Annotated in this window: 23 protein-coding genes, 1 tRNA gene and 1 pseudogene; 11 read left to right on the top strand and 14 right to left on the bottom strand. The window is 64.6% G+C overall.

Annotated features, from left to right (window positions below; all coding sequences use genetic code 11):
• Nucleotides 1-69: 69 nt before the first annotated feature.
• A complete protein-coding gene (gene rsmD / locus OKW52_RS04555) occupies nucleotides 70-645 on the bottom strand; it encodes a 16S rRNA (guanine(966)-N(2))-methyltransferase RsmD (protein WP_264504655.1) in 576 nt (191 codons plus the stop codon).
• The gene (locus OKW52_RS04550; protein ID WP_264504654.1) at nucleotides 642-1,844 is read right to left on the bottom strand and encodes an NAD(P)/FAD-dependent oxidoreductase; all 1,203 of its coding nucleotides are present in this window, start codon (nucleotides 1,842-1,844) and stop codon (nucleotides 642-644) included. Before OKW52_RS04550 ends, rsmD begins: the two co-directional genes overlap by 4 nt.
• A gap of 117 nt (nucleotides 1,845-1,961) precedes the next feature.
• On the opposite strand from OKW52_RS04550, the gene OKW52_RS04545 reads away from it, so the two are divergent.
• Complete coding sequence (locus OKW52_RS04545) at nucleotides 1,962-2,447, top strand: peroxiredoxin (RefSeq protein ID WP_127108995.1); 486 nt, start codon at nucleotides 1,962-1,964, stop codon at nucleotides 2,445-2,447.
• A 55-nt stretch (nucleotides 2,448-2,502) separates the two neighbouring features.
• Here the strand turns inward: OKW52_RS04545 and OKW52_RS04540 are convergent.
• The 8 genes and pseudogenes from OKW52_RS04540 to OKW52_RS04505 form a co-directional block, all read right to left on the bottom strand.
• Nucleotides 2,503-3,385, bottom strand: a pseudogene (locus OKW52_RS04540) (mechanosensitive ion channel family protein).
• Complete coding sequence (locus tag OKW52_RS04535; RefSeq protein WP_264504653.1) at nucleotides 3,382-3,681, bottom strand: 4a-hydroxytetrahydrobiopterin dehydratase; 300 nt, start codon at nucleotides 3,679-3,681, stop codon at nucleotides 3,382-3,384. Before OKW52_RS04535 ends, OKW52_RS04540 begins: the two are co-directional and overlap by 4 nt.
• Nucleotides 3,681-4,271 (bottom strand): glutathione S-transferase family protein, encoded by a 591-nt coding sequence (locus OKW52_RS04530; protein ID WP_264504652.1) that lies wholly within the window; start codon nucleotides 4,269-4,271, stop codon nucleotides 3,681-3,683. Before OKW52_RS04530 ends, OKW52_RS04535 begins: the two co-directional genes overlap by 1 nt.
• Nucleotides 4,268-5,491 carry a GNAT family N-acetyltransferase gene (locus OKW52_RS04525; RefSeq protein ID WP_406622187.1) on the bottom strand — a complete coding sequence of 408 codons (1,224 nt, stop codon included), beginning with the start codon at nucleotides 5,489-5,491 and terminating at the stop codon, nucleotides 4,268-4,270. Before OKW52_RS04525 ends, OKW52_RS04530 begins: the two co-directional genes overlap by 4 nt.
• Nucleotides 5,492-6,271, bottom strand: coding sequence for a glycerophosphodiester phosphodiesterase family protein (locus OKW52_RS04520; protein ID WP_264504650.1), 780 nt, complete (start codon nucleotides 6,269-6,271; stop codon nucleotides 5,492-5,494). It lies immediately after the preceding gene.
• A complete protein-coding gene (locus tag OKW52_RS04515; protein WP_264504649.1) occupies nucleotides 6,271-6,735 on the bottom strand; it encodes a RidA family protein in 465 nt (154 codons plus the stop codon). Before OKW52_RS04515 ends, OKW52_RS04520 begins: the two co-directional genes overlap by 1 nt.
• 226 nt (nucleotides 6,736-6,961) lie before the next feature.
• The gene (locus OKW52_RS04510; protein ID WP_264504648.1) at nucleotides 6,962-8,254 is read right to left on the bottom strand and encodes an HlyD family type I secretion periplasmic adaptor subunit; all 1,293 of its coding nucleotides are present in this window, start codon (nucleotides 8,252-8,254) and stop codon (nucleotides 6,962-6,964) included.
• Nucleotides 8,251-9,942 carry a type I secretion system permease/ATPase gene (locus OKW52_RS04505; RefSeq protein WP_264504647.1) on the bottom strand — a complete coding sequence of 564 codons (1,692 nt, stop codon included), beginning with the start codon at nucleotides 9,940-9,942 and terminating at the stop codon, nucleotides 8,251-8,253. The genes OKW52_RS04510 and OKW52_RS04505 overlap by 4 nt, the downstream gene beginning before the upstream one ends.
• Nucleotides 9,943-10,051: 109 nt before the next feature.
• On the opposite strand from OKW52_RS04505, the gene OKW52_RS04500 reads away from it, so the two are divergent.
• Entirely contained in the window at nucleotides 10,052-10,831 is a 780-nt protein-coding gene (locus OKW52_RS04500; protein WP_264504646.1) for an MlaA family lipoprotein, read from the top strand.
• The gene (locus OKW52_RS04495) at nucleotides 10,818-11,426 is read left to right on the top strand and encodes an MlaC/ttg2D family ABC transporter substrate-binding protein (protein WP_264504645.1); all 609 of its coding nucleotides are present in this window, start codon (nucleotides 10,818-10,820) and stop codon (nucleotides 11,424-11,426) included. Before OKW52_RS04500 ends, OKW52_RS04495 begins: the two co-directional genes overlap by 14 nt.
• A gap of 55 nt (nucleotides 11,427-11,481) precedes the next feature.
• Here OKW52_RS04495 and OKW52_RS04490 read toward each other — a convergent pair whose 3' ends face one another.
• A complete protein-coding gene (locus OKW52_RS04490) occupies nucleotides 11,482-13,671 on the bottom strand; it encodes a transglycosylase domain-containing protein (RefSeq protein WP_264504644.1) in 2,190 nt (729 codons plus the stop codon).
• Between the two features lie 276 nt (nucleotides 13,672-13,947).
• Between OKW52_RS04490 and OKW52_RS04485 the strand changes: the two genes are divergently transcribed.
• Both OKW52_RS04485 and OKW52_RS04480 read left to right on the top strand, forming a co-directional pair.
• Nucleotides 13,948-14,286 carry a P-II family nitrogen regulator gene (locus OKW52_RS04485; RefSeq protein ID WP_127109017.1) on the top strand — a complete coding sequence of 113 codons (339 nt, stop codon included), beginning with the start codon at nucleotides 13,948-13,950 and terminating at the stop codon, nucleotides 14,284-14,286.
• A 29-nt stretch (nucleotides 14,287-14,315) separates the two neighbouring features.
• Nucleotides 14,316-15,653, top strand: a complete 1,338-nt coding sequence (locus tag OKW52_RS04480) for an ammonium transporter (RefSeq protein WP_264504643.1) — start codon at nucleotides 14,316-14,318, stop codon at nucleotides 15,651-15,653.
• Nucleotides 15,654-15,778: 125 nt separating this feature from the next.
• On the opposite strand, the gene OKW52_RS04475 is transcribed toward OKW52_RS04480, so the two are convergent.
• Nucleotides 15,779-16,813, bottom strand: a complete 1,035-nt coding sequence (locus OKW52_RS04475; RefSeq protein WP_264504642.1) for a LacI family DNA-binding transcriptional regulator — start codon at nucleotides 16,811-16,813, stop codon at nucleotides 15,779-15,781.
• 189 nt (nucleotides 16,814-17,002) lie between these two features.
• On the opposite strand from OKW52_RS04475, the gene OKW52_RS04470 reads away from it, so the two are divergent.
• Nucleotides 17,003-17,079: transfer RNA gene (locus tag OKW52_RS04470), tRNA-Arg, on the top strand.
• A gap of 1 nt (nucleotide 17,080) precedes the next feature.
• Here OKW52_RS04470 and OKW52_RS04465 read toward each other — a convergent pair.
• Nucleotides 17,081-17,884: a calcium-binding protein gene (locus OKW52_RS04465; protein ID WP_264504641.1), complete on the bottom strand. Its 804-nt coding sequence runs from the start codon at nucleotides 17,882-17,884 to the stop codon at nucleotides 17,081-17,083.
• Nucleotides 17,885-17,933: 49 nt separating this feature from the next.
• Nucleotides 17,934-18,206, bottom strand: a complete 273-nt coding sequence (locus tag OKW52_RS04460; RefSeq protein WP_264504640.1) for a hypothetical protein — start codon at nucleotides 18,204-18,206, stop codon at nucleotides 17,934-17,936.
• Nucleotides 18,207-18,478: 272 nt separating this feature from the next.
• Between OKW52_RS04460 and rpsO the strand changes: the two genes are divergently transcribed.
• The 5 genes from rpsO (at nucleotide 18,479) to pnp (ending at nucleotide 24,446) form a co-directional block, all read left to right on the top strand.
• Complete coding sequence (gene rpsO, locus OKW52_RS04455; protein ID WP_127109025.1) at nucleotides 18,479-18,748, top strand: 30S ribosomal protein S15; 270 nt, start codon at nucleotides 18,479-18,481, stop codon at nucleotides 18,746-18,748.
• Between the two features lie 125 nt (nucleotides 18,749-18,873).
• The gene (locus tag OKW52_RS04450; RefSeq protein ID WP_264504639.1) at nucleotides 18,874-19,533 is read left to right on the top strand and encodes a potassium channel family protein; all 660 of its coding nucleotides are present in this window, start codon (nucleotides 18,874-18,876) and stop codon (nucleotides 19,531-19,533) included.
• 68 nt (nucleotides 19,534-19,601) lie between these two features.
• Nucleotides 19,602-20,903 carry a TrkH family potassium uptake protein gene (locus OKW52_RS04445; protein WP_264504638.1) on the top strand — a complete coding sequence of 434 codons (1,302 nt, stop codon included), beginning with the start codon at nucleotides 19,602-19,604 and terminating at the stop codon, nucleotides 20,901-20,903.
• 79 nt (nucleotides 20,904-20,982) lie between these two features.
• Entirely contained in the window at nucleotides 20,983-22,125 is a 1,143-nt protein-coding gene (locus OKW52_RS04440) for a sensor histidine kinase (protein ID WP_264504637.1), read from the top strand.
• A 182-nt stretch (nucleotides 22,126-22,307) separates the two neighbouring features.
• A complete protein-coding gene (gene pnp / locus OKW52_RS04435) occupies nucleotides 22,308-24,446 on the top strand; it encodes a polyribonucleotide nucleotidyltransferase (RefSeq protein WP_264504636.1) in 2,139 nt (712 codons plus the stop codon).
• Nucleotides 24,447-24,487: the final 41 nt, after the last annotated feature.

The following is a 24,487-nucleotide window of genomic DNA, read 5'->3' as shown; positions in this document are numbered from 1 at the left end:
CTCGCCCCCCGATCCCCCCACCCAAGAGGGGAGCACGCTCCCCCCTTGGGGAACCCCCTGTGGATATTTTCAGACAGATGATGGGTGCGGCGCGCGCAGCAGGGTGATCCAGGTTTCGCCATAGCGGCGTTGGTCCAGCGTCTCGAAGCCTTGCGGCGCGAGTTGCGGGGCGTTTTCTTCCCAGACGAGGGTGGCGGCGGGCGCGATCCAGTCATTGGTCAGCGCCGAGGTCAGCGCCTTTGCGCCAAGACCCATGCCATAGGGCGGATCGAGGAAGATCAGCCCGAACGCAGGGCCGCGGTTGGGGCCCAGATCCGTGGCATTGCGGCGGTAGAGGCGGGTGGTGCCCATCGCGCGCAGTTTTTCGATGTTGGTGCGGATCAGGGCGCGGGCGGCGGCGCCGTCATCGACCAGCGTGACGGTGCTGGCGCCACGCGACAGCGCCTCAAGCCCCAGCGCGCCGGTGCCCGCGAAGAGGTCGAGCACGCGCTGGCCCTGCACCAGATCGCCCCATTTGCCCTGTGTCAGCATGTTGAACAACGCCTCACGCACGCGGTCCGAGGTCGGGCGCAGATGGGCGGCGGCATCGCCTGCGCCGACCTCGGCCAGCGTCAGGCCCCGGTGCGTGCCGCCGACGATCCTCATGCCAGCAGGGTTTTCAGCTCGGTCGCCGGATCGGCCAGGGCGGCGGGATCGGGCGTCTTGCCCGCTTCCAGCAGGCGTTTGCCCACCATGTAGCCGCGCGGGTCGTTCATCGCATCGACCGCAAGGAAGGTGTCGCCTTGATAATACCAATGGCTGCGCGCCGCGCCGACTTCACGCGTGACAATGCGGTCATATCCGGTGTTCAGCCCGGCGATCTGCAGCTTGACGTCATACTGATCCGACCAGAACCACGGGCTGGGCACATAGGCTTTCCCGGCGCCCAGCATGTTGGCCGCGACGGCTTCGGCCTGATCGATGGCGTTCTGCACGCTCTCCAGACGGATGCGGGTGCCGCGATAGACGAAGCTGGCGCAATCGCCCGCCGACCAGATCGACGGGTCCGAGGTGCGGCCCTGCTCGTCGGTGCGGATGCCGTTGTCGATCGTCAGCCCGGCAGCCTCGGCCAGCGCCGCGCCCGGTGTGATGCCGATGCCGACGATGGCGAAGTCGATGTCGATATGGCTGCCGTCGGCCAGATCCGCGCCATTGACGCGGGTGTCACCGGTGAGGCGGGTCAGGCCCAGCCCCTCGCGGATGGTCACCCCATGCGCGGTATGGAGCGCGCGCATGTAGTCGGCGGTTTCAGGCGCGGCGACGCGGCCAAGGATGCGCGGCGCGGCCTCGATCACCGTGACCTGCAGGCCTTTTTGCGCGGCCACGGCTGCTGCTTCCAGCCCGATATAGCCACCGCCAACCACCAAGAGCCGCTTGCCGGGCGCAAATTCGGGGGCCATCGCGTCAATGTCGGACAGCTTGCGCACGCCGTAGACGCCCTCAAGCGCGCCGCCGATGGCGGCGGGCAAGTGGCGCAGATCGGCGCCGGTGGTCAGGGCGAGCTGGGTGTAGGGGATCGCCTCGTCGCCCAGCCAGACGGTCTTGCTGGCCGGGTCAATGCGCGACACGGGCGTGCCCAGTTTCAGGGTGATGTTCTGCTCGGCATAATAGGCCTCGGACCGCAGGAAGAGCCGGTCCAGCGTCATTTCGCCCAGCAGGTATTTCTTGGACAGCGGCGGGCGTTGATAGGGCGGTGCGATTTCGTCCCCGATCAGCGTCAGCTCATCCGCATAGCCAAGCCCGCGCAGCTTGGCGACCAGCGACGATCCTGCCTGCCCTGCCCCGATCACAACGATTCCCGCCATTGCCCTCTCCCTCAATTTCATTCCATCGCTTCATACTGGAAGCGGCGCTGGGGTGGTATATATCTTAGGCTGCCGACCAAACCCAGACCCGTTCCGACACATCAGGAGAGACTGCATATGACGATTTCCGTTGGGGATACGCTGCCCGAAGCCACGCTCATCGCGATGGGCGATTCCGGCCCGGCCGAGGTCAGCGTCAAAGACCTGACCGCGGGCCGCAAGGTCGTGATCTTTGCCGTACCCGGTGCGTTCACGCCGACCTGCCATTCGGCGCATGTGCCCAGCTTCATCCGCAGCATGGATGCGCTCAAGGCCAAAGGTGTGGACGAAGTGGTCTGCGTTTCGGTCAACGACGCCTTCGTGATGAAGACCTGGGGCGAGGCAACCGGCGCGACCGAGGCCGGGATCACCATGCTGTCGGACGGCGCGGGCGATCTGACCGGCAAGCTGGGGCTGAGCTTTGACGCCCCCGCAATCGGCCTGATGGGCCGTTCCAAGCGCTATGCGATGATGGTCGAGGATGGTGTGGTCAAGGTTTACCACCCCGAGACCGGCAAGGGCTGCGAAATCTCCGGTGGCGAGGCGATGGTCGAGGCGCTTTAAACCTTGACCACCGTGTGACAAAGGCCGCCCCTCGGGGCGGCCTTTTGCGTTTCGGTCAGCGCTCGGCTTCCAGCACCTTGGGCGCTTCGCCCCCCGCCATCACCAGCGTGCGATAGGGAAAGGGGATCTCGATCCCGGCGGCATCCAGCGCCTCTTTGACCTTGCGCTTCATATCGGCCTGATAGGCGAAATACACCGAGGCATCGACCCAGACCCGCACCAGGAAATCGACCGAGCTGTCGCCCAGATTGTTCACCTGAATGAAGGGCTCGGGGTCGGACTTGGACCGGGGATCGGCCATGATGGTCTGCAGGATCGTCGTCTCGGCCAGTTTCAGATCCGAGATCATACGACACGCCAAAGGTCCAATCGGCGCGGCGGGTCGGATAGACCGAGTAATTCTCGATCGTGTTGCCCCAGACTTCGGAATTGGGAATGATGATCTGCGTGTTGCCGATCGAGGCCAGCTCGGTGAAATTCAGCGAAATGTCTTTGACGGTGCCCATCTTGTCGGCGATCTGGACGAAATCGCCCACTTTGATCGGACGGAACATGATGATCATCACCCCGGCGGCGATGTTCGACAGCGTGCCCTGCAGCGCCAGACCAATCGCCAGACCAGCGGCACCCAGAGCGGCGACCAGCGAGGTCGTCTCAAGCCCGAAGCGGTTGAGGACAAAGATCACCGTAAAGGCGAGAATCACATAACGGACGATGTTGCCCAGAAAGCTGAACAGGGTGAAATCCAGCGTTCTGTGCTTCTCGCCCAATCCGCGGATGCGGCGCAAGGCCCAGCCGCCGATGGCAAAACCGATGAACAGGATCGCGACGGCGGCAAGCACGCTGCCGAGCACCGACGCCAGGAAATCAATAGTTAGGACATCGCCGACGGTGACCCCGTCGGCGATGCTCAGTGACATGAAGTCTGAAAAATTCATGTAAACGCATCCATTTTTTGTGCCAGTTTCAGATCGAGCTCAGTTAGCCCGTCGACGTCATGTGTCGACAGCGTGACCTCTACTGTCTTGTAAACGTTGGACCATTCCGGGTGGTGATCCAGCTTTTCGGCCCAGATCGCAGCTTTGGTCATAAAGCCGAAAGCCTCGACGAAGTTCTTAAAGGTGTAGGTCTTGCTGATCGCATCACGCTTGGCGTCATGGGTCCAGCCTGCGGCGGTCAGTGCCGTGAGCGCAGCGGCGCGCTCGGCACCCTCCAGTTTGCTCGGTCGCGCCATCAGTTGATCCCTCCCATGACTTTCTTCCACGCAGAGCGCGTCTTGATGCGCTCAAAATAGGCCGAAAAGCTGGGCAACGTCGGCAGCGTTCCAAACTGCATGCCCCAGCCAATCTGCGCGCCGGCATAGACATCGGCGGCGGTAAAGCGGTCACCCGCGAAATAGGGGCTCGTCGACAGGTGCTGATCCAGCGTTGCAACCACGTCAGCCAGCGACCCATAGCCCGCCGCGCGCTTGCGCTCGTCAGGCACCACAAAGCCCATCGCCTTGTTGGTCACAGCGGATTCGACCGGCCCGGCGGCAAAGAACATCCAGCGATAATAGGCGGCGCGCTCGCTGGCTGTGGGGGCAAGGCCCGCCTTGGGGAATGTCTCGGCCAGATAGGCGCAGATCGCCGCAACTTCGGTGACGATGGCCCCGTCATGCACCAGCGCCGGCACCTTGCCCATCGGGTTGATCGCCAGATAGTCGGGCGCTTTCATCGAGGTGTGATACTCGAGCACATGCAGGGTGTACGGCTCGCCGATCTCTTCCAGCATCCAGTGTGCGATCAGCCCGCGCGATTGCGGGTTGGTGTAAAACTCGATCATTGGTCCCCTCCGGACTGCGGCCCGCGCCGGAACGGCGCATAGGCTTCCAAGATGCGCATTTCATCCCCGACCGCGGCGGTTTCCGCCTGCAGATAATCGTCTACCGCCTGCCGGAACCTTGCATCAGGGAACCAGTGCAGCGAATGCACGGCACTGGGCAAATAGCCGCGCGCCAGCTTGTGCTCGCCCTGCGCCCCGGCCTCGACCCGGCGCAGCCCGTTGGCCAGCGCCCAGTCGATCGCCTGATAGTAGCACAGCTCGAAATGCAGACAGGGGTGATCCTCGGTGCAGCCCCAGTAGCGGCCAAAGAGCGTTTGTGAACCAATGAAATTCAGCGCCCCGGCAATGGGTTGGCCGTCACGCTCGGCGAGGATCAGCAAGGTGTCATCGCGCATGGTCTGCTGGATTCGGTCGAAAAACGCGCGGGTCAGATAGGGCGTGCCCCATTTGCGGCTGCCGGTGTCCTGATAGAACTCCCAGAAGGCATCCCAATGCTCGGGCCGCAAATCGTCGCCGGTCAGCGCGCGGATCTCACCACCAAACGCCTGCGCCTGCGCCCGTTCGCGGCGGATCGTCTTGCGCTTGCGCGAGCTGAGCGCGGACAGGAACCCGTCGAAATCGCCGTAGCCCTCATCCTGCCAATGGAATTGCTGGGTCAGGCGGTGAAGCCAGCCCTCTTCGACGCCGACCGCCGCCTCGTCCTCGGTGCAAAAGGTGACATGGGCCGAGGACAGGTTGTTCGCGCCCGTCACCTCGGCCAGGGCGCGCAGCAGGATCGGGCGCAGCGCCTCGTCCCCCAGGAGCCGCGCGCCGGTGGCGGGGGTGAAGGGGACCGCCGATTGCAGCTTGGGATAATAGCTGCCGCCCGCGCGTTGCCAGGCATCGGCGAAGGCATGATCGAAGATGTATTCGCCCTGACTGTGGCCCTTGGCATAAAGCGGCATCGCGGCCAGCAAGCGGCCCTCCTGCCGGATCGTCAGGTGTTTTGCCTCCCAGCCACTGCGGCCCCCGACCGAGCGCGAGTCCTCCAGCGCCGCCAGAAAGCGATGCGTGGTAAACGGGTCAAGCGGGCGGGCGCCGTCTTGTGCGCACAGCCCGTCCCAGTCTTTTGCTGCGACTTGGCTGATGGCGTCGATAATCGCGATATCCACGGCGTCTCCTTGGCCTTTGGCCAAAGCTGGGCGAGGGAGGGCCGGAGTCAAGTCCGGCCCCGGTCGCATTCAGGACTGCGCGGCGGGGTATCCCTCAAAGGTGATGTTCTGGGCAATGCGCCGCGCCGCCGCCTCTTCCTCGGTCGAGCGGATGGTCCAGCACAGCACCGCAGCGCCTTGGGCTTTCAGCTCGGCCACCCGCGGGCGATCCAGATCGCGCCAATGGTGCGAGATGAAGCTGGCCTCGACCGCATCGAAATCGGCAATCGCCGCCAGCGCTTCGCGATGTGCGTTCAGCTCAGGCCCCATGTCGGCCGGGAACTCAGATGCCGGGAAGGCAAAGGTGGTCAGCCCGCGCGGGATTTCGGGCGCAAGCCGCGCCATATGGGCCACGGACGAGGGATTGAACGACATCAGCGCAACCGGCCCGTCGTAGCCCTGCAGCGCACTGGCGGCAGCGGCTTCGAGCACGCCATTGGTCGGCCCCATGACGCCGGACTGATCCTTGATCTCGATCAGCAGCGGCACGCGACCGGCAACCTCGGCCAGCACCTGACGCAGGGTCGGGATCGGCTCGGGCGACGAGCGCACGCGGATGCGCTGAAGCTCGGCCATTGACCGGCCGGCAACCGCACCGGTGTCATAGGTCAGCCGGTCCAGATCATCGTCGTGAAACACCATCGCCTGACCGTCGGCGCTGGGTTGCAGGTCGATCTCGATGCCGTAGCCTTCGCGGATCGCCGCCCGGATCGCGGGCAGCGAGTTTTCGGGGCGGCGCGATCCCGCGTCATGGAAGGCGCGGTGCGCGATCGGCAGGCGCAGGAAGTCTGGGTGCAAGCTGGGGCGCATCAGGCGATCTCGAAAATCGCCTCGATCTCGACCGCGACCCCCATCGGTAGCGAGGGTGCGCCGACGGCGGCGCGGGCGTGGCGACCCGCCTCTCCCAGCACCGCGACCATCAGGTCCGATGCCCCGTTGATCACCTTGGGCTGGTCGGTGAAATCGGCGGTGCAATTGACGAAACCGGTCAGCTTGACCAGTCGGCGCAACCGCGACCAGTCGCCGCCCAGCGCGGATTTCGCCTGCGCCAGCAGGGACAGCGCACAGGCGCGCGCGGCCTGTGCACCCTGTTCGGTGCTCAGATCGGCGCCCAGTTTACCGGTGATCAGGCCGGCTTCGGTCTGGCTGATCTGCCCCGAGACGAAAATCTGGTTACCACTGATGACCCACGGCACGTAATTTGCGGCGGGGGCGGGCGCGGATTTCAACTCGAGACCCAATTCGGCAAGGCGAGCTTCGATGGCATGGGGCATGGCACGGTCTCCTGATGGGATGCGCGGACAAAAGCACGTTTATCGCGCAACGGAAAGCCCCGGACGGCGCATGGCCACCATGACCGGGATCGCGCGCCTCCCCCATCGAGGGGCGGGCGGTGCGCGCGGGGCCAGCACCGCACACCGCTCAAAGGGGCCTAGGCCCCCTTGGGAAACCCCGTCACCGCAAGAGTGCCAACGCCGTACAGGCCCCGATGTTCTCGTTTCAAGGTTCGCGCAAGGCCCGGGCGAAATGCTCGCGAAGGGGGGATATCAGATAGGCCAGCGGCGTCCGTTCGCCGGTGGTGAGGAACGCCTGAACGGACATGCCCGGCACCAGATCACGGTCCGCAAGGATCGCCATCGATTCCGGCGTCGGCCAGAGGGAGACGCGGAAATGGCGGACACCCGTACGCTCGTCGACGAACGTGGCGGCGGAAACATTGGTCACGACGGCAGGCAGATCGGGCAGGTTGCGCTCAGCAAGCCCGGGAAAGCGCAGGGTGGCGGTCTGGCCTATCACCACATGGTCGATTTCATCGGGGCTGACGCGCACCATCAGGCTGGGCGGCGCGGAATCGGCGAAGATCTGCATGACCACCTCGGCGGGACGAACGACCGCCTCAACTGCCGGGACGGTGAGATCATGCACCACCCCTGCGGTCGGAGCGCGCAGGTCCAGACCCTCTAGCCGGGCGCGCAACGCAGACCGGCGTGCCTGAAGTTCGATAAGCTGCATGCCGGTATCGGCGAAGGCCTGCTCCGCCTCTTCGCGCCGGGCGGCGGCCAGGGAACCCGTTTGCAGCGCAATCTCCGAGATCTGCCCGCGCAGTTCGGCATCGCGCGCGACCATGGCGGCCCGCGACCCCGCCAGTCGCGCCGCCGAACGGGCAAGGGCGCTGACCTGTTCGGCCCGCGCCAGACCGCTGGCGCGCAGGGTGCGCAGCGTCTGCAGCTCTTCGTTCAGCAAGGCTTGCTCGGTATCCATCTGCACGCGGCTCTCGGTCAGACCGGCCAGCTCAGCCTCGGTCTGGCGGCGGCGTTGGACCAACTGGGCCTGCTGCCGCTCAAGCGTGTCGCGGCGTGCGTCGAACAACCGCCGCTGCGCTGCCAGTGCCGCAATAAACGCGCGGTCTTGCATTCGGTCGGGCGGAACCTGCGGAAAGCTGCCGGTATCGCGCTCGGCGCGCAGGCGCATCAGGCGCGCTTCGAGCTCGCGCACCTGCGTGTCGATGAAGCGCAGTTCATTGCTCACCTGTTCGCCGTTCAGCCGGATCAGCAGCTGCCCGGCGATGACAGCGTCCCCTTCACGGACCATCAGTTGCGCCACCACACCGCCATCGGGGTGCTGAACCGGGTGGCGGGCCGGGGTTGAATCCACCTCACCAGTGGCAACGACGGCCGAAGAAATGGACGCCCGCGCTGCCCAGCCGAAAATTCCGACCAGCAGGATCAGACAGGCCATGCCCCCCAAGGCAATCGCCCGCCCTGCCCCCAGTTCTGGAACCGCGGCGCTCATGGCTCTCGTCCTGCTGGCACGACAGCGACGTGATTGCGGACCATTTGACGTAGAATGATGTCGCGAGGACCAAAGCCGGTCTGCACACCACCATCGAGCACCAGAAGGTCATCACATTCCGAGATCGAGGCGGGGCGTAGCGCGGTGATGACGATCACCGCGCCGCGTGCCTTGAGCTCACGAATTGCGGTGTTGAAGGCGGCCTGTGCATCGGCATCGAGATGGGCATTGGGTTCATCCAGCACCACCAGCGCCGGGTCGCCGTAATAGGCGCGCGCCAGCCCGATGCGCTGCAGCAAGCCACCCGGCAGGTGCGCGGCGTCAGGCGCGGTCGGGGTCTCATAGCCCGCGAACAGGGCGGCGATGCCCGGATGCGCACCAGCCAACCGGGCCGCGGCTTCGATCCGGGCCGGATCCGCACCGGGCGCGTGACGCGAGATCGTCTCGGCGATGGTGCCCGGCAAGAGCCCGAAGCGCTGAGGCAGAAAGCCGATGCGGTTAACGGGCACTTTGGACAGTGGCACCTGCCCCTGCCGCAGCACGCCGGCGGAAGGCGGAACCGATCCGGCCAGCACGCGGGCGAACAGGCTCTTGCCCGAGCCGCCCGGTCCAATCACACCCAGCGCGCGGCCCGGCGATACTTCGAACCCGTGGAGGCGCAGCACGGCTTCGCGCCGGCCTTGCGGCACCACGACCAGACCGCGCACGCTGAGCGCGCCGTCAAAAGACCCGAGCACCGGCTCGACCGGGCGACCCGTGGCGCGCAAGAACGCGTCCAGGCGGCGCCATCCGGTCAGCGCGGCGTGCAGCGTGCTCCAATGCGCCGCCAGTTGCTCGACCGGGGCCAGCGCCCGCCCAAGCAGGATCGACGCGCCGACCATCAGGCCCGGTGAAAGCTGCTCCTGCAGGACCAGCCAGGCCCCCAGCGCCAGCGTCGCCGATTGCAGGAACAGCCGGAACGTCCGCGCCAAAGCCGAAGAGCGCACCGAGCCATCCGCCGTGCGCAAAAGCGCCGCCAGCGCGTGATCACGGTGCCCAAGCCAGCGGGCGATGACATCGGGGGTCAGGCCGGCAACGCGATCGCTGCCCTCATTCTCAATCGCGGCTTGCAGCTGGTCGGCGGCGGCCCCCTCATGCCGGGCGTCGCCAAGCAGTCGGCGCTGGGCCAGATGCCCGGCAAAGGCCTGAACGGCCAGCACGACACTGCCGCCCACCGCCAGCCAACCCAAGGCCGGATGCACAGCATAAAGGATGGCCAGAAACACCAGCGTCCATGGCAGATCAAACGCCGCCTGCGCCACGGTCGAGCCCAGGACGCGCTGCACCGTATCCAGATCCTGCATCGCCATAGCGGCGCGGGGATCGGGCGGGTCGCGCAGGCGGGCGCGCAAGCTGGCTTCGAACACGCGCTGTTCCAGCGCATGCCGGGTGCGCGCGCCGATGCGGACCATCACCTGCGCACGCGCCGTGTCGATCCCGGCCATCATCGCATAGACAAAGGCAACCAGTGCAAAGAGCACGATCAAGGTGGCCGTCGAGCGCCCGGTCAGCACACGGTCATAGACCTGCAGCATGAAGATCGGACCGGTCAGGATGAGCAGATTTGACACCGCGCCGAAAACCAAAACCGCCAGCCAGAGCCCGCGCAATTCTGCTGTCCAGTTACCGGCTGTGATCCGGTTCGGCATGACGCACCCCAGCTGACGGGGATGCGAGGTTGCCCTTGCCGTTGTCCCCTTTTACACCAACGTTGCGCATGAAGTGCTAGTATTCGGTAAACACCGGCAGGAGAACGCGATGGCGATTGCGACACGCGAACATGGGGGGCTGATGGCTCTGGTGCTGGTCGGGCTGGTTGCCGGCTGCGCCAGCCCAACGGTCGCGCCCGGCTTCAACGACCCGTTCGAGAGCACGAACCGCGCATGGTTCGAGCACAACATGGCGCTGAGCGGCGCCCTGACCGGCGGTGACGAACCGGCACCGGCCGTCGCTCCTGTCACGGACGCGACCACCGTGGTCGCCCCGGCGCCGCACCGCTCGAGCCGGTTTCGCCGCATCGTTGGCAATTTCGGCGGGAATCTGGGCCAACCCTCGGTGATCCTGAACGATCTGCTGCAAGTGCGCCCGGACCGGGCCGTCGAAAACACCCTCCGCTTTGTGATCAACACCACCGTTGGTCTGGGCGGGCTGTTCGACCCTGCCGGGCATATGGGCATCCATGGTCGCAGCACCGATTTCGGCGAAACGCTGCATCGCTGGGGTGCCGGAGAAGGGGCGTACATGGTGCTGCCGGTCTTTGGCCCCTCGACCGAGCGCGACACCGCCGGGCTGGTCGTCGACGCCTTCATCAACCCGCTGCGGTTTGTCCTGCCTCAGCCCGAATCGAGCCTGACCTCGATCGCGCGCATTGGCGGCAGACTGGCCGATGCGGCCGAGTATTCGGACATACTCGACGCGAATGTGATCAATACCGCCGACCCCTATGCCCAGGCGCGGCTTCTCTACTTGCAGACGCGGCGGTATCATCTTGGGATTGAAGCTGAGGACGAGATCATTGACCCCTATGCCGACTTTTAAGCCAACCCGCCGCTCGCTGCTGGCCACCATGGCCGCAGCCACCGCGCTGCCCTTGCTGCCCCGCACTGCTGTGGCGATGACCCAGGGACAGGCGAGCGAGCTGATTACCAGCGTGATGCGCGACGTTCACGGGATCATCAACTCGGGCGCGTCGGAAGCACGGATGATCGGGCAGTTTGCCGATCTGTTCGACCGCTATGGCGATGTGCCGGTGATTGCGCGCTCGGTTCTGGGGCCGCCCGCGCGCAGCGCCAGTGCCGCGCAGATGGCGGCGTTCACCACGGCCTTCCGCGACTACCTGTCGCGCAAATATGGCCGCCAGTTCCGCCGGTTCGTCGGCGCCTCGGTCGAGGTGACGGGTGCGCGCGAGGTGCAGAGCTTCTATGAGGTCATCACCACGATGACCATGCGCGGCGATGCCCCGTTCGAGGTGCGCTGGCAGGTGTCAGACCGCAGCGGGCGCGACCTGTTCTTCAACCTGATCATCGAGGGCGTGAACCTGCTGGCGGCCGAACGCCAAGAGATCGGCACCATGCTGGAACGGCGCGGCGGCAATATCGACCAGATGATCGCGGATCTGCGTCAGGCAGGCTGAGGCCACAGTCGGAAATGAAAAACGCCGGGGTCACGCAGACCCCGGCGTTTTCGTGTCAGTTCCCGCCCAGAATGCCATTCAGGATCCCCAGGACCGCATCGCCCAGATTGCCGTTGCCGCCTTGCGTGGCACCGGGCGCGCCCCGGGTTGTCGGCGGCTCCAGTGCGGGCGGTTGCGGCACGACCATGGGCAGCGGATGCAGCGGCATGCCATCGTTGATGCGCACCATGGTCTCGCGCCAGATCTCGGCGGGCAACCCGCCGCCGGTCACGCCTGCAAGGGGCGTGTTGTCGTCATTGCCCATCCAGACGCCGGCGACGTAGTCAGCGGTAAAGCCGACGAACCACGCATCGCGCGCCGAGTTGGTGGTGCCGGTCTTGCCCGCCGCCTGCCGCCCATCGGGCAGCCGCGCACGACGACCGGTGCCATAGGGCCCTTCCAGCACCTGCGTCATCATCCAGACCAGACGGTGTGCCGCGTCTTCGCTGATCACCCGCTCACCGATGCCCGAGCCGATCGTCATCAGCGGCGCACGCTCTCCGGCCAGTGTGAGCGAGGTGAAGCCATACGGCCTGACCGAACTGCCCCCGTTCAGAATACCGGCAAAGGCCGAGGTCATGTCGAGCAGCGTCGCTTCACTGGCACCCAGTGCCAGCGCCGGGCCTTCGGCCAGATCCGAGTGCAGGCCAAAGGCGTTCGCTGCCTGTCGCACCCGCTCGCGGCCCATCGCTTCGGAAATCCGCACGGCGGGGATGTTCTCGGACCGCGCCAGCGCCTCGGCCAGCGTCATCATTCCCAGAAACTGGTTGGAATAGTTGCGCGGTGACCACGGACCGGACCCGGGCACGGTGATCGTCAGCGGCGCATCCTCAACCATGTCATAGGGCTGATAGCCGTCATCCATCGCCAGCGCATAGACAAAGGGTTTGAACGCCGAGCCGGTCTGACGCTGCGCTTGCGTGGCGCGGTTGAAGCCCCCGGTGATATAGCTGCGCCCGCCCACCATGCCGCGTACGGCGCCATCGGCGGACATGACGAGCACGGCCGCCTCGGCCTCGGACCCGTCGCGCACGCGGTCGGCGAAGACCTGCCTGACCGCCTCTTCGGCGGCTTGCTGAATGCGCTGGTCCAGCGTCGTCTGGATCGTCACATCCTCGGTCGTGTCGCGGGTCAGCCAGGCGGGACCGGATTGCATCACCCAATCGGCAAAGAACCCGCCCGTCGGGCTTTCCGCCGCATCGTGCAGGGTCGCCGGATTGGCACGGGCGTCGGCAAGTTGCGCGTCGGTGATGTAGCCTTGTTCATGCATCAGCCCCAGCACGATACCGGCGCGGGCCTGCGCACGCTCAAGGTTGCGCGTCGGCGCGTAATAGCTGGGTGCGACCAGCAGACCGGCAAGCATCGCCCCCTCAGCCGGGCGCATTTCGCTGGCGGAATGGCCAAAGTACCGCTCGGAAGCCGCTTCGAACCCGCGCGACCCGGCGCCAAGGAAGGCGCGGTTGATATAGATCGAGAGGATTTCGTCCTTGGTATAGCGCAGCTCCAGCGCAAAGGCGTAGGGCAGCTCCTGAATCTTGCGCCAGACCGTACCTTCGCGGCAGTCGGATTCGTATTCAGCCTCGGTCGGCCAGATGTCGGGGTCATAGGCGCGGCCCAGACACAGCAGCTTGGCGACCTGCTGCGTGATGGTCGACCCACCGGCCCCCTGAAACGGCCCGCGCCCGGCGGCGATGTTGCCGGCGATGGCCCCGGCGATCCCGCGCGGGCTGACGCCGAAGTGCCACCAGAAGCGCCGGTCCTCGGTTGCAACGATGGCATTGCGCAGGTTCGGTGACACCTCGGTCGACGGGGTAAAGCCGCCGAAATTTTCACCGCGCCACGCAAAGACTTGACCGTCGGCATCCAGCATCGTCACCGATCCGCGCGCGCGACCGTCCATCATCGCGACGACATCATTCGGCATGGTGGTGTAGAAATAGAAGGTCGCGGCGGCCATCACCAGCACGCCCAGCGCGGTAACACGCCAGGTGAACCCCCAAAGGACGCGCCAGATCAGACGCAGCAAACCGCCGAACACCCGTGTGAACCAGTTGCCCCCGCGTTTAGGCGCCCGGCGCGGCGGGCGGCGTTTTCCGCCACCGCCACCACCCCCGCCCGAGCGACGTTGACCGCCGCTTTGCGCCCGGGGTGCCGGGGTCCGCTGATCCGCCACCAGAGGGGGACGTCGAGTGCCGTTGCCTGCCATGCCTGGATCTGCCTGCTGCCGTATCGTTTCTGGTTGGTGGGTTAACATACAGTCAGCGCTGGCCGTTGTGGAGGGTCAGAAGACAGCCGATTCGCCTTCGTGATGCGCTTATTTTTTAACCAGACATGCCTATTTGGTGAATTTTTCAGCAGAAGTCTCGGTTTCATGGTGAGTCCTTGCCCACCGCAACATTGCGATTTGAACCCGCAGAACCCCGTATGGGCGCAGGACGCGCCCTCATCGGGGCGCCCCTGGGACCGTTATAAGGGGGCACACGTGAAGTACATCATTGCAGCAATCAAGCCGTTCAAGCTGGAGGAGGTGCGCGAGGCGCTCACCGCCATCGGCGTTCGCGGGTTGATGGTTACCGAGATCAAAGGCTTCGGCACTCAGTCGGGTCACACGGAAATCTATCGCGGCGCTGAATACGCCGTGAATTTTGTTCCGAAAGTTAAGCTCGAAATCGCCGTGCCTGACAGCCTGGCCGAGCAAGTCGTCGAGACGCTCTCGCGGACCGCGCGCACCGGCAAGATCGGTGACGGCAAGGTCTTCGTGCTGGATCTGGAACAAGCAACTCGTGTGCGTACCGGCGAAGCCGGCGACGACGCGCTCTGAGTGGCTAGGGAAATAGGGAACAACCTGAGATGAACCTGAAGAAAATCCTTCCCCTGGCGGCTCTGGTGGCGGTTGTGCCGCTGGCGCTGTATGCCCAGGACGCTGCGGTTGCCGAAGTCGACGTGACTCCGCCGAACGAAGAAATCGGCTATATTTTCACCACCTTCATGTTCCTTGTGACCGGCTTTCTGGTCATGTGGATGGCCGCTGGCTTCTCGATGCTGGAAGCGGGTCTGGTGCGTTCCAAGAACGTCACCATGCAGTCGCTCAAGAACGTCGCGCTCTTCGCGATTGCCGCGATCATGTACTACCTCGTCGGCTATAACCTGATGTACCCGGGCGACGGCTGGACCATCCCCAACATGCTCGGCGCCTTCTCGATGGCCGTGATGGAACCCGTCGGCGGCAGCGCCGATACCGACCTGACCTATGCGTCGGTTGGCTCGGACTTCTTCTTCCAGCTGATGTTCTGCGCCACGACCGCCTCGATCGTGTCGGGCACCCTGGCCGAGCGCATCAAACTGTGGCCGTTCCTGATCTTCACGGTCGTGCTGACCGGCTTCATCTACCCGATCCAGGCGTCGTGGAAATGGGGCGGTGGCTTCCTGGATGCGGATTACGGCTTCCTCGACTTCGCCGGCTCGACCGTCGTTCACTCGGTCGGTGGCTGGTCGGCTCTGGCCGGTGCGCTGATCCTCGGGCCGCGTCTGGGCAAATACAAGGACGGCCGCGTCAACCCGATGCCCGGTTCGAACCTGACGCTCGCCACCTTGGGTACGTTCATCCTGTGGCTCGGCTGGTTCGGTTTCAACGGCGGCTCGCAGCTGTACATGGACACCGCCGGCAACGTTGCTGACATCTCGCGCATCTTTGCGAACACCAACACGGCTGCTGCCGGTGGCGCGCTGGCCGCGCTGATCATGACCCAGCTGATGTACAAGAAGCCTGACCTCACCATGGTGCTGAACGGCGCGCTGGCTGGTCTGGTGTCGATCACCGCCGAGCCGCTGACCCCCGGTCTGGGCGCTGCAACGCTGATCGGTGCCTTCGGTGGTATCCTGGTCGTTCTGGCGGTGCCGCTGCTCGACAAACTGAAGATCGACGACGTCGTCGGCGCGATCCCGGTTCACCTGGTCTGCGGCATCTGGGGTACGCTGGCTGTGCTGATCACCAACCCCGATGCGACCGTCACCGGTCAGGTCGTTCCGATCATCATCGTGGGTGTCTTCACCTTCGTGGTGGCTGCGGTTGTCTGGTACATCCTGAAGCTGACCATGGGCCTGCGTGTCTCGGAAGAAGACGAGATCCTCGGTCTCGACAAAGCCGAACTGGGCATGGAAGCCTATCCTGAGTTCTACCGCGGCTGATCTCTCCTCATCCGCATGACGGTGAAACCCCGGGCCCAGCGCCCGGGGTTTTTCGTTGACCTTCTGCGCTCATGCAAAAACGCGCCCGTTGCGGGGCGCGTTGTTCCTGTCCTGGCGGCTGGCGATCAGCGGCGGATCGTGTCGCCCGGATCAAGCCGCGGCGTCAGCTCGATCCGGTGACCGCCGATCACCCCGTCATCATAGCCCTTGCCCGCGATGATATTCGCCGCCTTCTCGCCAATCTCGCGGCGGCAGGCGTCGATGGTCGCCAGCTTCATCGGCAGCCCGTCGAGGAAATCGGTGCCGTTAAAGCCTGCCAGACCCAGCTTGCCGGGGATGTCATAGCCTTTCTCAAGGCAATAGAGCAGCCCGCCTGCGCCGATCATGTCGTTCGAGTAATAAAGGAAATCCAGATCCGGGTTGCGCGTCAGGATCGCTTCGGTCAGCTCACGGCCCTTTTTCAGCGCCGAACCGCCCGAATAGAACTCGGTATCCACCAGCTCGATGCCATGCTCGGCCAGACCTTCGGTCAGCCCCTCCAGCCGTTTGCGGGCGCGGTGATCGTCGGTCATCTTGGTGCCCAGAAAACCGATCTTGCGATAACCCGCCTTGACGATCGCCTCGGCCATCTGCCGCCCGGCCCCGCGATGCGAGATGCCAACCACCGAGTCGATCGGCTCGCCGTCGCTGTCCATGATCTCGATGATCGGGATTCCGGCGTTCTCCAGCATGGCGCGCGCCGCGTCGGTGTGTTCCAGCCCGGCAAGGATCACGCCCGTGGGCCGCCACGAGAGCATCTCGTAAAGGACGTTCTCCTCTTTCTCGACCGAGTATTGCGTCACGCCGAACACCGGCTGCAGCCCGCTGTCCTCAAGCGCGGCCGAGATACCGCCCAGAACTTCGGGGAACACCATGTTCGACAGCGAGGGCACGATCACCGCCACCAGATTGACCTGCTGCGAGGCCAGCCCGCCCGCGATCTTGTTGGGCACGTAGCCAAGCGCCCGGGCCGAGGCGAGCACCTTTTCGCGCGTCGCCGGTGAGACATCTTCGCGGTTGCGCAGCACGCGGCTGACGGTCATCTCACTGACGCCGCACGCTTCTGAGACGTCTCGCAGCGTCAGGGGGCGCCGATGGTCGGCATTGCGCGGTGGGATCATAAATCGGGGGCCTCCCTCCCCGGGGCGCGTGGCGAGAGGGCCCGCGGCGGCACTAACAGATGACGAATGCTTCACTTCTAAAGCGCCGCTTGTGCAAGTGTCAAAGTTTCCCTGATATCGCGAACATATCCCTTTGCTCGCGCCAAGGCTTGCCATGCCCGGCGCAAGTCGCCAAAGAGAAGATACGGTGGTCCCGTGGCTCAACTGGATAGAGCAGCCCCCTCCTAAGGGGCAGGTTGCAGGTTCGAATCCTGCCGGGGTCACCAATCAGTATGGTGTTCCGTCGTGAGCCGGGCCAGGCTCGGTGGATACCGTCGGATCAGCGGCACCGGCCGGGACGACAACGATCTGTGCGGGGTCGAGGGTTTCGATGCCTTGCAGCAGCGCGACCGGTGCGCCGTCGATGAACACACGCAACCCTCCCGCCTGAGCGTCATACGCGGTGTCGATCACCGGGGCGGGGCCGTCGGCGTCATAGGCTACGGCGAGATGATCCGCACCGGTGTCGAAATCGCTGATGATCGCGGGCGCAGCCGCATCCATCCATTCGCCCAGAACAAACCTGTCCGCCCCGGCACCCCCGCTGGCGATATCGCCCGCGCCCAGACTCAGCACATCGTCGCCGTCGCCGCCGTTCAGAAAATCCGTTTCACCGTGGTCATTGCCGCCGGTGAGCGTATCGTCGCCGTCGCCGCCCATCAGCAGATCGCCACCCTCGCCGCCGTCGAGATGGTCACCGCCCGCGCCGCCTTCGAGCGTATCGTCACCCTCACCACCATTGAGACGATCCGCGCCGTCGCCTGCAGTGAGCGAGTCGCGGCCCGAACCGCCGTCAAGAATGTCATCGCCCGAGCCCGCGATCAGGTGATCATCGCCGTCATCGCCCAACAGCATATCGTCGCCCGCACCGCCGAGGAGCGTGTCGTCGCCCCCTGCGCCATCAAGCTGGTCAGCGCCCGCGAACCCTTCCAGCCAGTCGTCGCGCCAGTCCCCGTTCAGCGTGTCATCGCCAGCACCGCCTTCTACAGGCACACCCCCGCCGCCGTCGATCACCATGTCCTTGGGGGGCACAGGCGGGGTATCAGTGCTGATATACTCGCGGTCATCGGCGTCAACGCCTTCATATCCCTCGCGAGATCTGCATGGGGTCAGTATCGACGGCGACGTCCTCAGCGGGGGTGTCATCAGCGGCAGGACCAAGGTCACTGTCAGCCACAGGCGCGGCATCCTCCGGGGCATCATCCAGCAGGTTGCCATGTTGCGCCTGAGCGGTGTCATCCGCCCCCTCTTGCGGCAGATCGTCGGGCGGGCCAGTGTCGTCATCAGCCTGCGTATACAGATCGGTTGCGCCCGCCGCGACAGCGACGCCGATCAACCCCAAGAGCAGCCACATCGAGACCCCCTGCCGCACCGGCGGCCGTTCCCCTATCCGGGCCCCATTGAACCCGGATATCCTGAACAAACAGCGACCATTGCCTTTGGGAAAGCCAGATTCTGCAACTGTGGTTAACACCGCAGGAACCGCGGGCTTTGAATCCATTTGCTCTGGCGCATGGGATCGCCTATACGCGCGCATCCTTGGCCGTTCTGGGCAAGGAGCCTCCATGGGCTTGTGCTGGACGACATCCCGGCCTGCGCCTTAACCCTTTTACACAGGAGATCCCGATGTCGATCACCGTCGAAGAAAAACAACGCCTGCTGAAAGAATTCGCGACCAAAGAAGGCGACACCGGTTCGCCCGAAGTCCAGGTTGCGATCCTGACCTCGCGTATCACCACCCTGACCGAGCACTTCAAAATGCACAAGAAGGACAACCACAGCCGTCGTGGCCTTCTGATGATGGTGGCCCAGCGCCGCAAGCTGCTGGACTACGTGAAGGGCAAGGACGAGGCGCGCTATCAGTCGCTGATCCAGCGTCTCGGCATCCGCCGCTGACTTGATCCGACCCTGCGTCCGAGAGCGCCCGCTGGCAACAGCGGGCGTTTTGCGTACCCCTTTCCGGCTCTTGACTAACGCAGCGCCGCAGCGCAGCGTCACGCCGAAAACGGGGGAGAAACCTCATGACCAAGAGTTCGCGTAGTTTTGCCGTTGTCGGCCTGGGGGCGTTTGGCAGCACCGTTGCTGCCGAGCTGGCGCGGTTCGGCAACCGGGTGATCGGCCTCGATCTGGACGAAAAGCGCGTGGCGCAGATGTCCAACACGCTGTCGAGCGCGCTGATCGTGGACACCACCGACGAAGGCGCTTTGCGCGAGGCCGGAATCGACCGCTATGACGTGGCGCTGGTCGCCGTTGGGCGCGACATTCAGGCCAGCATCCTGACGGTGATGAACCTCAAGCTGTTGGGCATGGAAACGCTCTGGGCCAAGGCGTCGAACAAGACGCATCACCGCATTCTGGTCAAGCTGGGCGTCGACCGGGTGATCCTGCCGGAACAGGAGATGGGCCGCCATATCGCGCAGATGCTCAACAATCCAGTCTTGCAGGATTATGTGAGCCTGGGCAACGGGTTCAGCGTGGTGAACGTGGTGATCCCACAGCGCATGGACGGGCGCGAGCTGGCATCGCTGGGCATCGGCACCACGCATGATCTGCGCCTGCTGGGCCTGATGCGCGGCAGCGAGTTCCGACATCCCACCGACGACATGCGGCTCGCGCCTGAGGACAAGCTGATCCTGCTAGGCAAACGCGCCGAGCTGCGCCTGTTCGGGGACAGCCTGTGAAACCCCGCAAACCGCGGCGCGGGCCCTTTTCAGGACCGCTGCGTCGTCTGTCGCGGCGTATTTCGCGTGTGCCGCCGCCGCTGATTCTGGCGGCGCTTTATGCCACGCTGATTTCGCTGGGCGCGCTGGCGCTGAAACTGCCGATCTCGCACCACGTGCCGATCAGCTGGAGCGATGCGATCTTTACCGCCACCTCGGCTGTCACGGTGACCGGGCTGGTGGTGTTCGACATCGGCACCACGCTGACGTGGTTTGGTGAATTCGTCGTGGCCTTCCTGATCCAGCTGGGCGGGTTGGGGCTGATGACCTTTGCCGTGCTGGTACTGGCTGCGCTGGGCATGCCGATGGGGCTGACCGGACAGGTCTATCTGCGCGAAGATCTGAACCACAATTCGATGGATCAGCTGATGAAGCTGGTCACCACGATCCTGAAAGCCGTGCTGATCTGCGAGGTCGCCGGCGCGCTGCTGCTGTCGCTGACCTTCGTGCCGCGACTGGGGTTGCTGGACGGGCTGTGGACGGCGGCGTTTCACTCGGTCTCGGCCTTCAACAACGCCGGGTTTTCCACCTTTCCTGACGGGCTGATCGGCTATGCCATCGACCCGCTGGTCAATACGGTGATCCCCGCGCTCTTTATCATCGGCGGTATTGGCTATGTGGTGCTGCACGACGTGCTAAGCGGCAAATCCCCGCGCGCGTGGTCGCTGCACACCAAGATCATGCTGCTGGGCACGGCGATCCTGATCCCGTGGTCGATGGGGGCTTTTGCCGCGCTGGAATGGAACAACCCCGGCACTCTGGGCCAATACGACAGCATCCCGGCGCGGCTGGTGGTCAGCTGGTTTCAGGGCGTGACCACCCGCACCGCCGGGTTCAACACCACCGATATCGCCGCGATCCATGACAGCACGACGCTGTTGTTCATTTCGCTGATGCTGATCGGTGGTGGCCCGGCCTCGACCGCCGGGGGGATCAAGGTGACCACGTTTGTGGTGATGATCCTCGCCACGGTCGCCTTCTTTCGCCGCCAGACACAGCTGCATGCCTTTGGCCGGTCAATCGGGCTGGATCAGGTGCTCAAGGTCATGGCGCTGACCGCGATCAGTGTGATCGTGGTGTTCTGCGGCGTGTTCCTGATGACGGTCTCGCATGACGGGCATTTCGTCGACATCGCGTTCGAGGTGGCCTCGGCCTTTGGCACGGTGGGCCTGTCGCGCGGCTTTACCGGTGAGCTGAACGAGTTCGGCCGGGCGGTGATCGTGGTGATCATGTTCCTTGGCCGGGTCGGACCGCTGACGCTGGGTTTCTTTCTGGCCACGCGCACGCTGCCTCGGGTTCGCTATCCCGAGTCGCAGGTGCATCTGGGTTAGGCATGCTGCTGCGCAAGCATCGCTTGAACGCTGATTAGGACTTCTGGCGCTGCGGCTCTCATGGTAGCGACTCGATAAAATGCCACACAATGATACGCCTTCGTCCGACCTGTCCTTCCCGTCCGCGACTCCTGAGGGGCATCGCGAACGGCTGAACGCGTTGTCGCGCCTGACCGCCCTGGCCCGCAGCGAGCTGATGGACAGCATGCCCGAGGCCGTGTTCGACCGCGCCGCCCGGCTGGGCAGCCGTATTCTGGGCGTGCCGGTGGTGCTGTTTTCGCTGGTCGACGACAACCGCCAGTATTTCAAGGCGGCGACCGGGCTGGCGGAGGGGCTGAACCAGACCCCACTCACCCACAGCTTTTGCCAGTATGTCGTCACCGCTGAAACCCCGCTGGCGGTGCCGGATGCGCGCGAGCATCCGCTGCTGCGCGACAATGGCGCGGTGCACGATCTTGACGTGATCGCGTATCTGGGCGTGCCGGTGCGCGGGAACGATGGGGCCGTGCTGGGCTCGTTCTGCGCGATTGACGGGAAGCCGCACGACTGGACCGCCGAGCAGCTCAGCGACCTGCGCGATCTTGCCGCCGGGGTCGAGACCGAGCTGGCACTGCGTCAGGCGCTGGCCGACGGGCAGCTACTGGTCGAAGAGCTGCACCACCGGGTCAAGAACCTGTTCACCGTGGTCAGCGGCATCGTACGGATGAGTCAGTCAGCCGGGGAAACCCCCGCAACGCTGCAAAATCGCCTCAAGGCGCTGTCGAGCGCGCATGCCCTGATCGCGCCCGCAATCCACGCCAATCGACCGAAGGAACTGGGCACCGATCTGCAAACGCTGATCGAAACGCTGCTCTTGCCGCATGTGGCGACGCAAGCGCGCGCAACCCTGCGCGGCCCCGAGCAGCAGGTGGGACCGACCGCCGCCACGCCGCTGACGCTGGCGCTGTATGAGATGGTCACCAACGCCGCCAAATACGGCGCGCTGGCCGATGCCGATGCGCGTCTGACCATCGGCTGGGTGGATGATGGCGAACGCCTGACGATCCAGTGGGAAGAAAGCGGCCTGCACCACAGCTCAGAGGGCGAGACCGGCAGCGGCTTTGGGTCGCGCCTGCTGGGGCTGACCGTCGAAGGGCAACTGGGTGGCAAGCTGAACACCGTCTGGACCGAGGGCACGCTGGCGCGCACGATCCAGATCCCGCTGGCTACGCTGCAACGCTGAGCACGCGGCAAGGGGCCTTTGATACGCCCCCTTCCCACAAGCCTGATTTTCCTGTATGGCCCGGCCATCTGAGACGTGACGCTTCGACCCCGGCGTGATGCGAAGGATAGGGGTCGGCGGCAATGGGGCCGCCATAGAACGGGAGACCCGGAGGGCCGGGAGTGCTCCCTTGAGGAAACTGAATGTTCAATATTTCTAAGAAGTCGATCCAGTGGGGCCAGGAAACCCTCACGCTGGAATCGGGCCGAGTGGCCCGTCAGGCTGACGGCTCGGTCATCGCCACGCTGGGCGAGACCTCGGTCATGGCCAACGTGACGTTCGCCAAGTCGCCCAAGCCGGGTCAGGATTTCTTCCCGCTGACCGTCCACTATCAGGAACGCACCTATTCCGCAGGCAAGATCCCCGGTGGCTTCTTCAAACGCGAAGGTCGTCCCAGCGAAAAAGAAACGCTGACCTCGCGCCTGATCGACCGTCCGATCCGCCCGCTGTTCGTCGAAGGCTTCAAGCACGAAGTGCTGGTTGTCACCACCGTGCTGTCGCATGATCTGGTGAACGAGCCCGACGTCGTCGCGATGATCGCCGCTTCGGCTGCGCTGACCATCTCGGGCGTGCCCTTCATGGGTCCGATCGCCGCCGCGCGTGTGGGCTTTGTGAACGGTGACTACGTTCTGAACCCCGAATGCGACGATATGGTCAAGCTGCGCGACAACGCCGAGCAGCGCCTCGATCTGGTCGTGGCCGGCACCGCCGACGCCGTGATGATGGTCGAATCGGAAGCCTATGAGCTGACCGAGGCCGAGATGCTGGGTGCGGTGAAATTCGCCCACGAAAGCTATCAGCCGGTCATCGACCTGATCATCGACTTCGCCGAAGAATGCGCCAAAGAGCCGTTCGATTTCGCCGCTCCGAACTACGGCCCGATTCTGGCCCGGATCAAGGAACTGGGCGAGACCCAGATGCGCGCCGCGTTTGCCATCAAGGACAAACAGACCCGCGTCAACGCGATCTCGGAAGCCCGCGCTGGTATCAAAGCGCAGCTGAACGAAGCCGAGCTGGCCGATCCGACGCTGGATTCGGCGATGAAAAAGCTCGAAGCCTCGATCCTGCGTGGCGACGTGATCAACGGTGCCCCGCGCATCGATGGCCGTGACACCACCACCGTGCGCCCGATCTTCACCGAGACCTCGGTGCTGCCGCGGACCCACGGTTCGGCGCTGTTCACCCGTGGTGAAACGCAGTCGCTCTGCGTGGCAACCCTGGGCACCGGCGATGACGAGCAGTTCGTCGACGCGCTGACCGGCACCTACAAAGCCAACTTCATGCTGCACTACAACTTCCCGCCGTATTCGGTCGGTGAAGTGGGCCGTATGGGTTCGCCGGGTCGTCGCGAAATCGGTCATGGCAAACTGGCATGGCGCGCCCTGCAGGCCGTTTTGCCCGCCGCGACCGACTTCCCCTACACCATCCGCATCGTGTCCGAGATCACCGAGTCGAACGGCTCGTCCTCGATGGCCACCGTCTGCGGCAGCTCGCTGTCGATGATGGATGCGGGCGTTCCGCTGAAAGCACCGGTCGCCGGTGTGGCCATGGGCCTGATCCTGGAAGAGGGCGGCAAATTCGCCGTTCTGACCGACATTCTGGGCGACGAGGATCACCTCGGCGACATGGACTTCAAGGTCGCGGGTACCGAGAACGGCATCACCTCGCTGCAGATGGACATCAAGATTTCGGGGATCACCTTCGAAATCATGGAGAAAGCCCTGGCGCAAGCCAAGGACGGCCGCCTGCACATCCTGGGTGAAATGTCCAAGGCGCTGACCGCGCCGCAGGGCTTCAGCCAGTACGCGCCGAAGATCGAAACCATGACCATCCCCACCGACAAGATCCGTGAAGTGATCGGCTCGGGCGGCAAGGTCATCCGCGAGATCGTCGAAGTCTCGGGTGCCAAGGTCGACATCAACGACGACGGCGTGATCAAGATCGCGTCCTCGGACGCGGATGCGATCAAGAAGGCTTACGACATGATCTATTCGATCGTGGCAGAGCCGGAAATCGGCAAGATCTACACCGGCACCGTGGTGAAGATCGTTGATTTCGGCGCCTTCGTGAACTTCTTCGGCAAGCGTGACGGCCTCGTCCACGTGTCGCAGATCGCCAACAAGCGCCTGAACCACCCGTCCGACCTGCTCAAGGAAGGCCAGGAAGTGAAGGTCAAGCTCTTGGGCTTCGACGATCGCGGCAAGGTCCGTCTGGCGATGAAGATGATCGACCAGGAAACCGGCGAAGAAGTCGCCGAGACCAAAGGCGACAGCGCCGAGTGATTGGTTACGTCTGATCGGACACGAGGCCCCGGCAGCAGTTT

Origin of the sequence: Pararhodobacter zhoushanensis, from assembly GCF_025949695.1 — a bacterium.
Taxonomy (GTDB): domain Bacteria; phylum Pseudomonadota; class Alphaproteobacteria; order Rhodobacterales; family Rhodobacteraceae; genus Pararhodobacter; species Pararhodobacter zhoushanensis_A.
The sequence above is the reverse complement of the archived record's forward strand: the minus strand, read 5'-3'. Positions and strand labels throughout refer to the sequence as shown.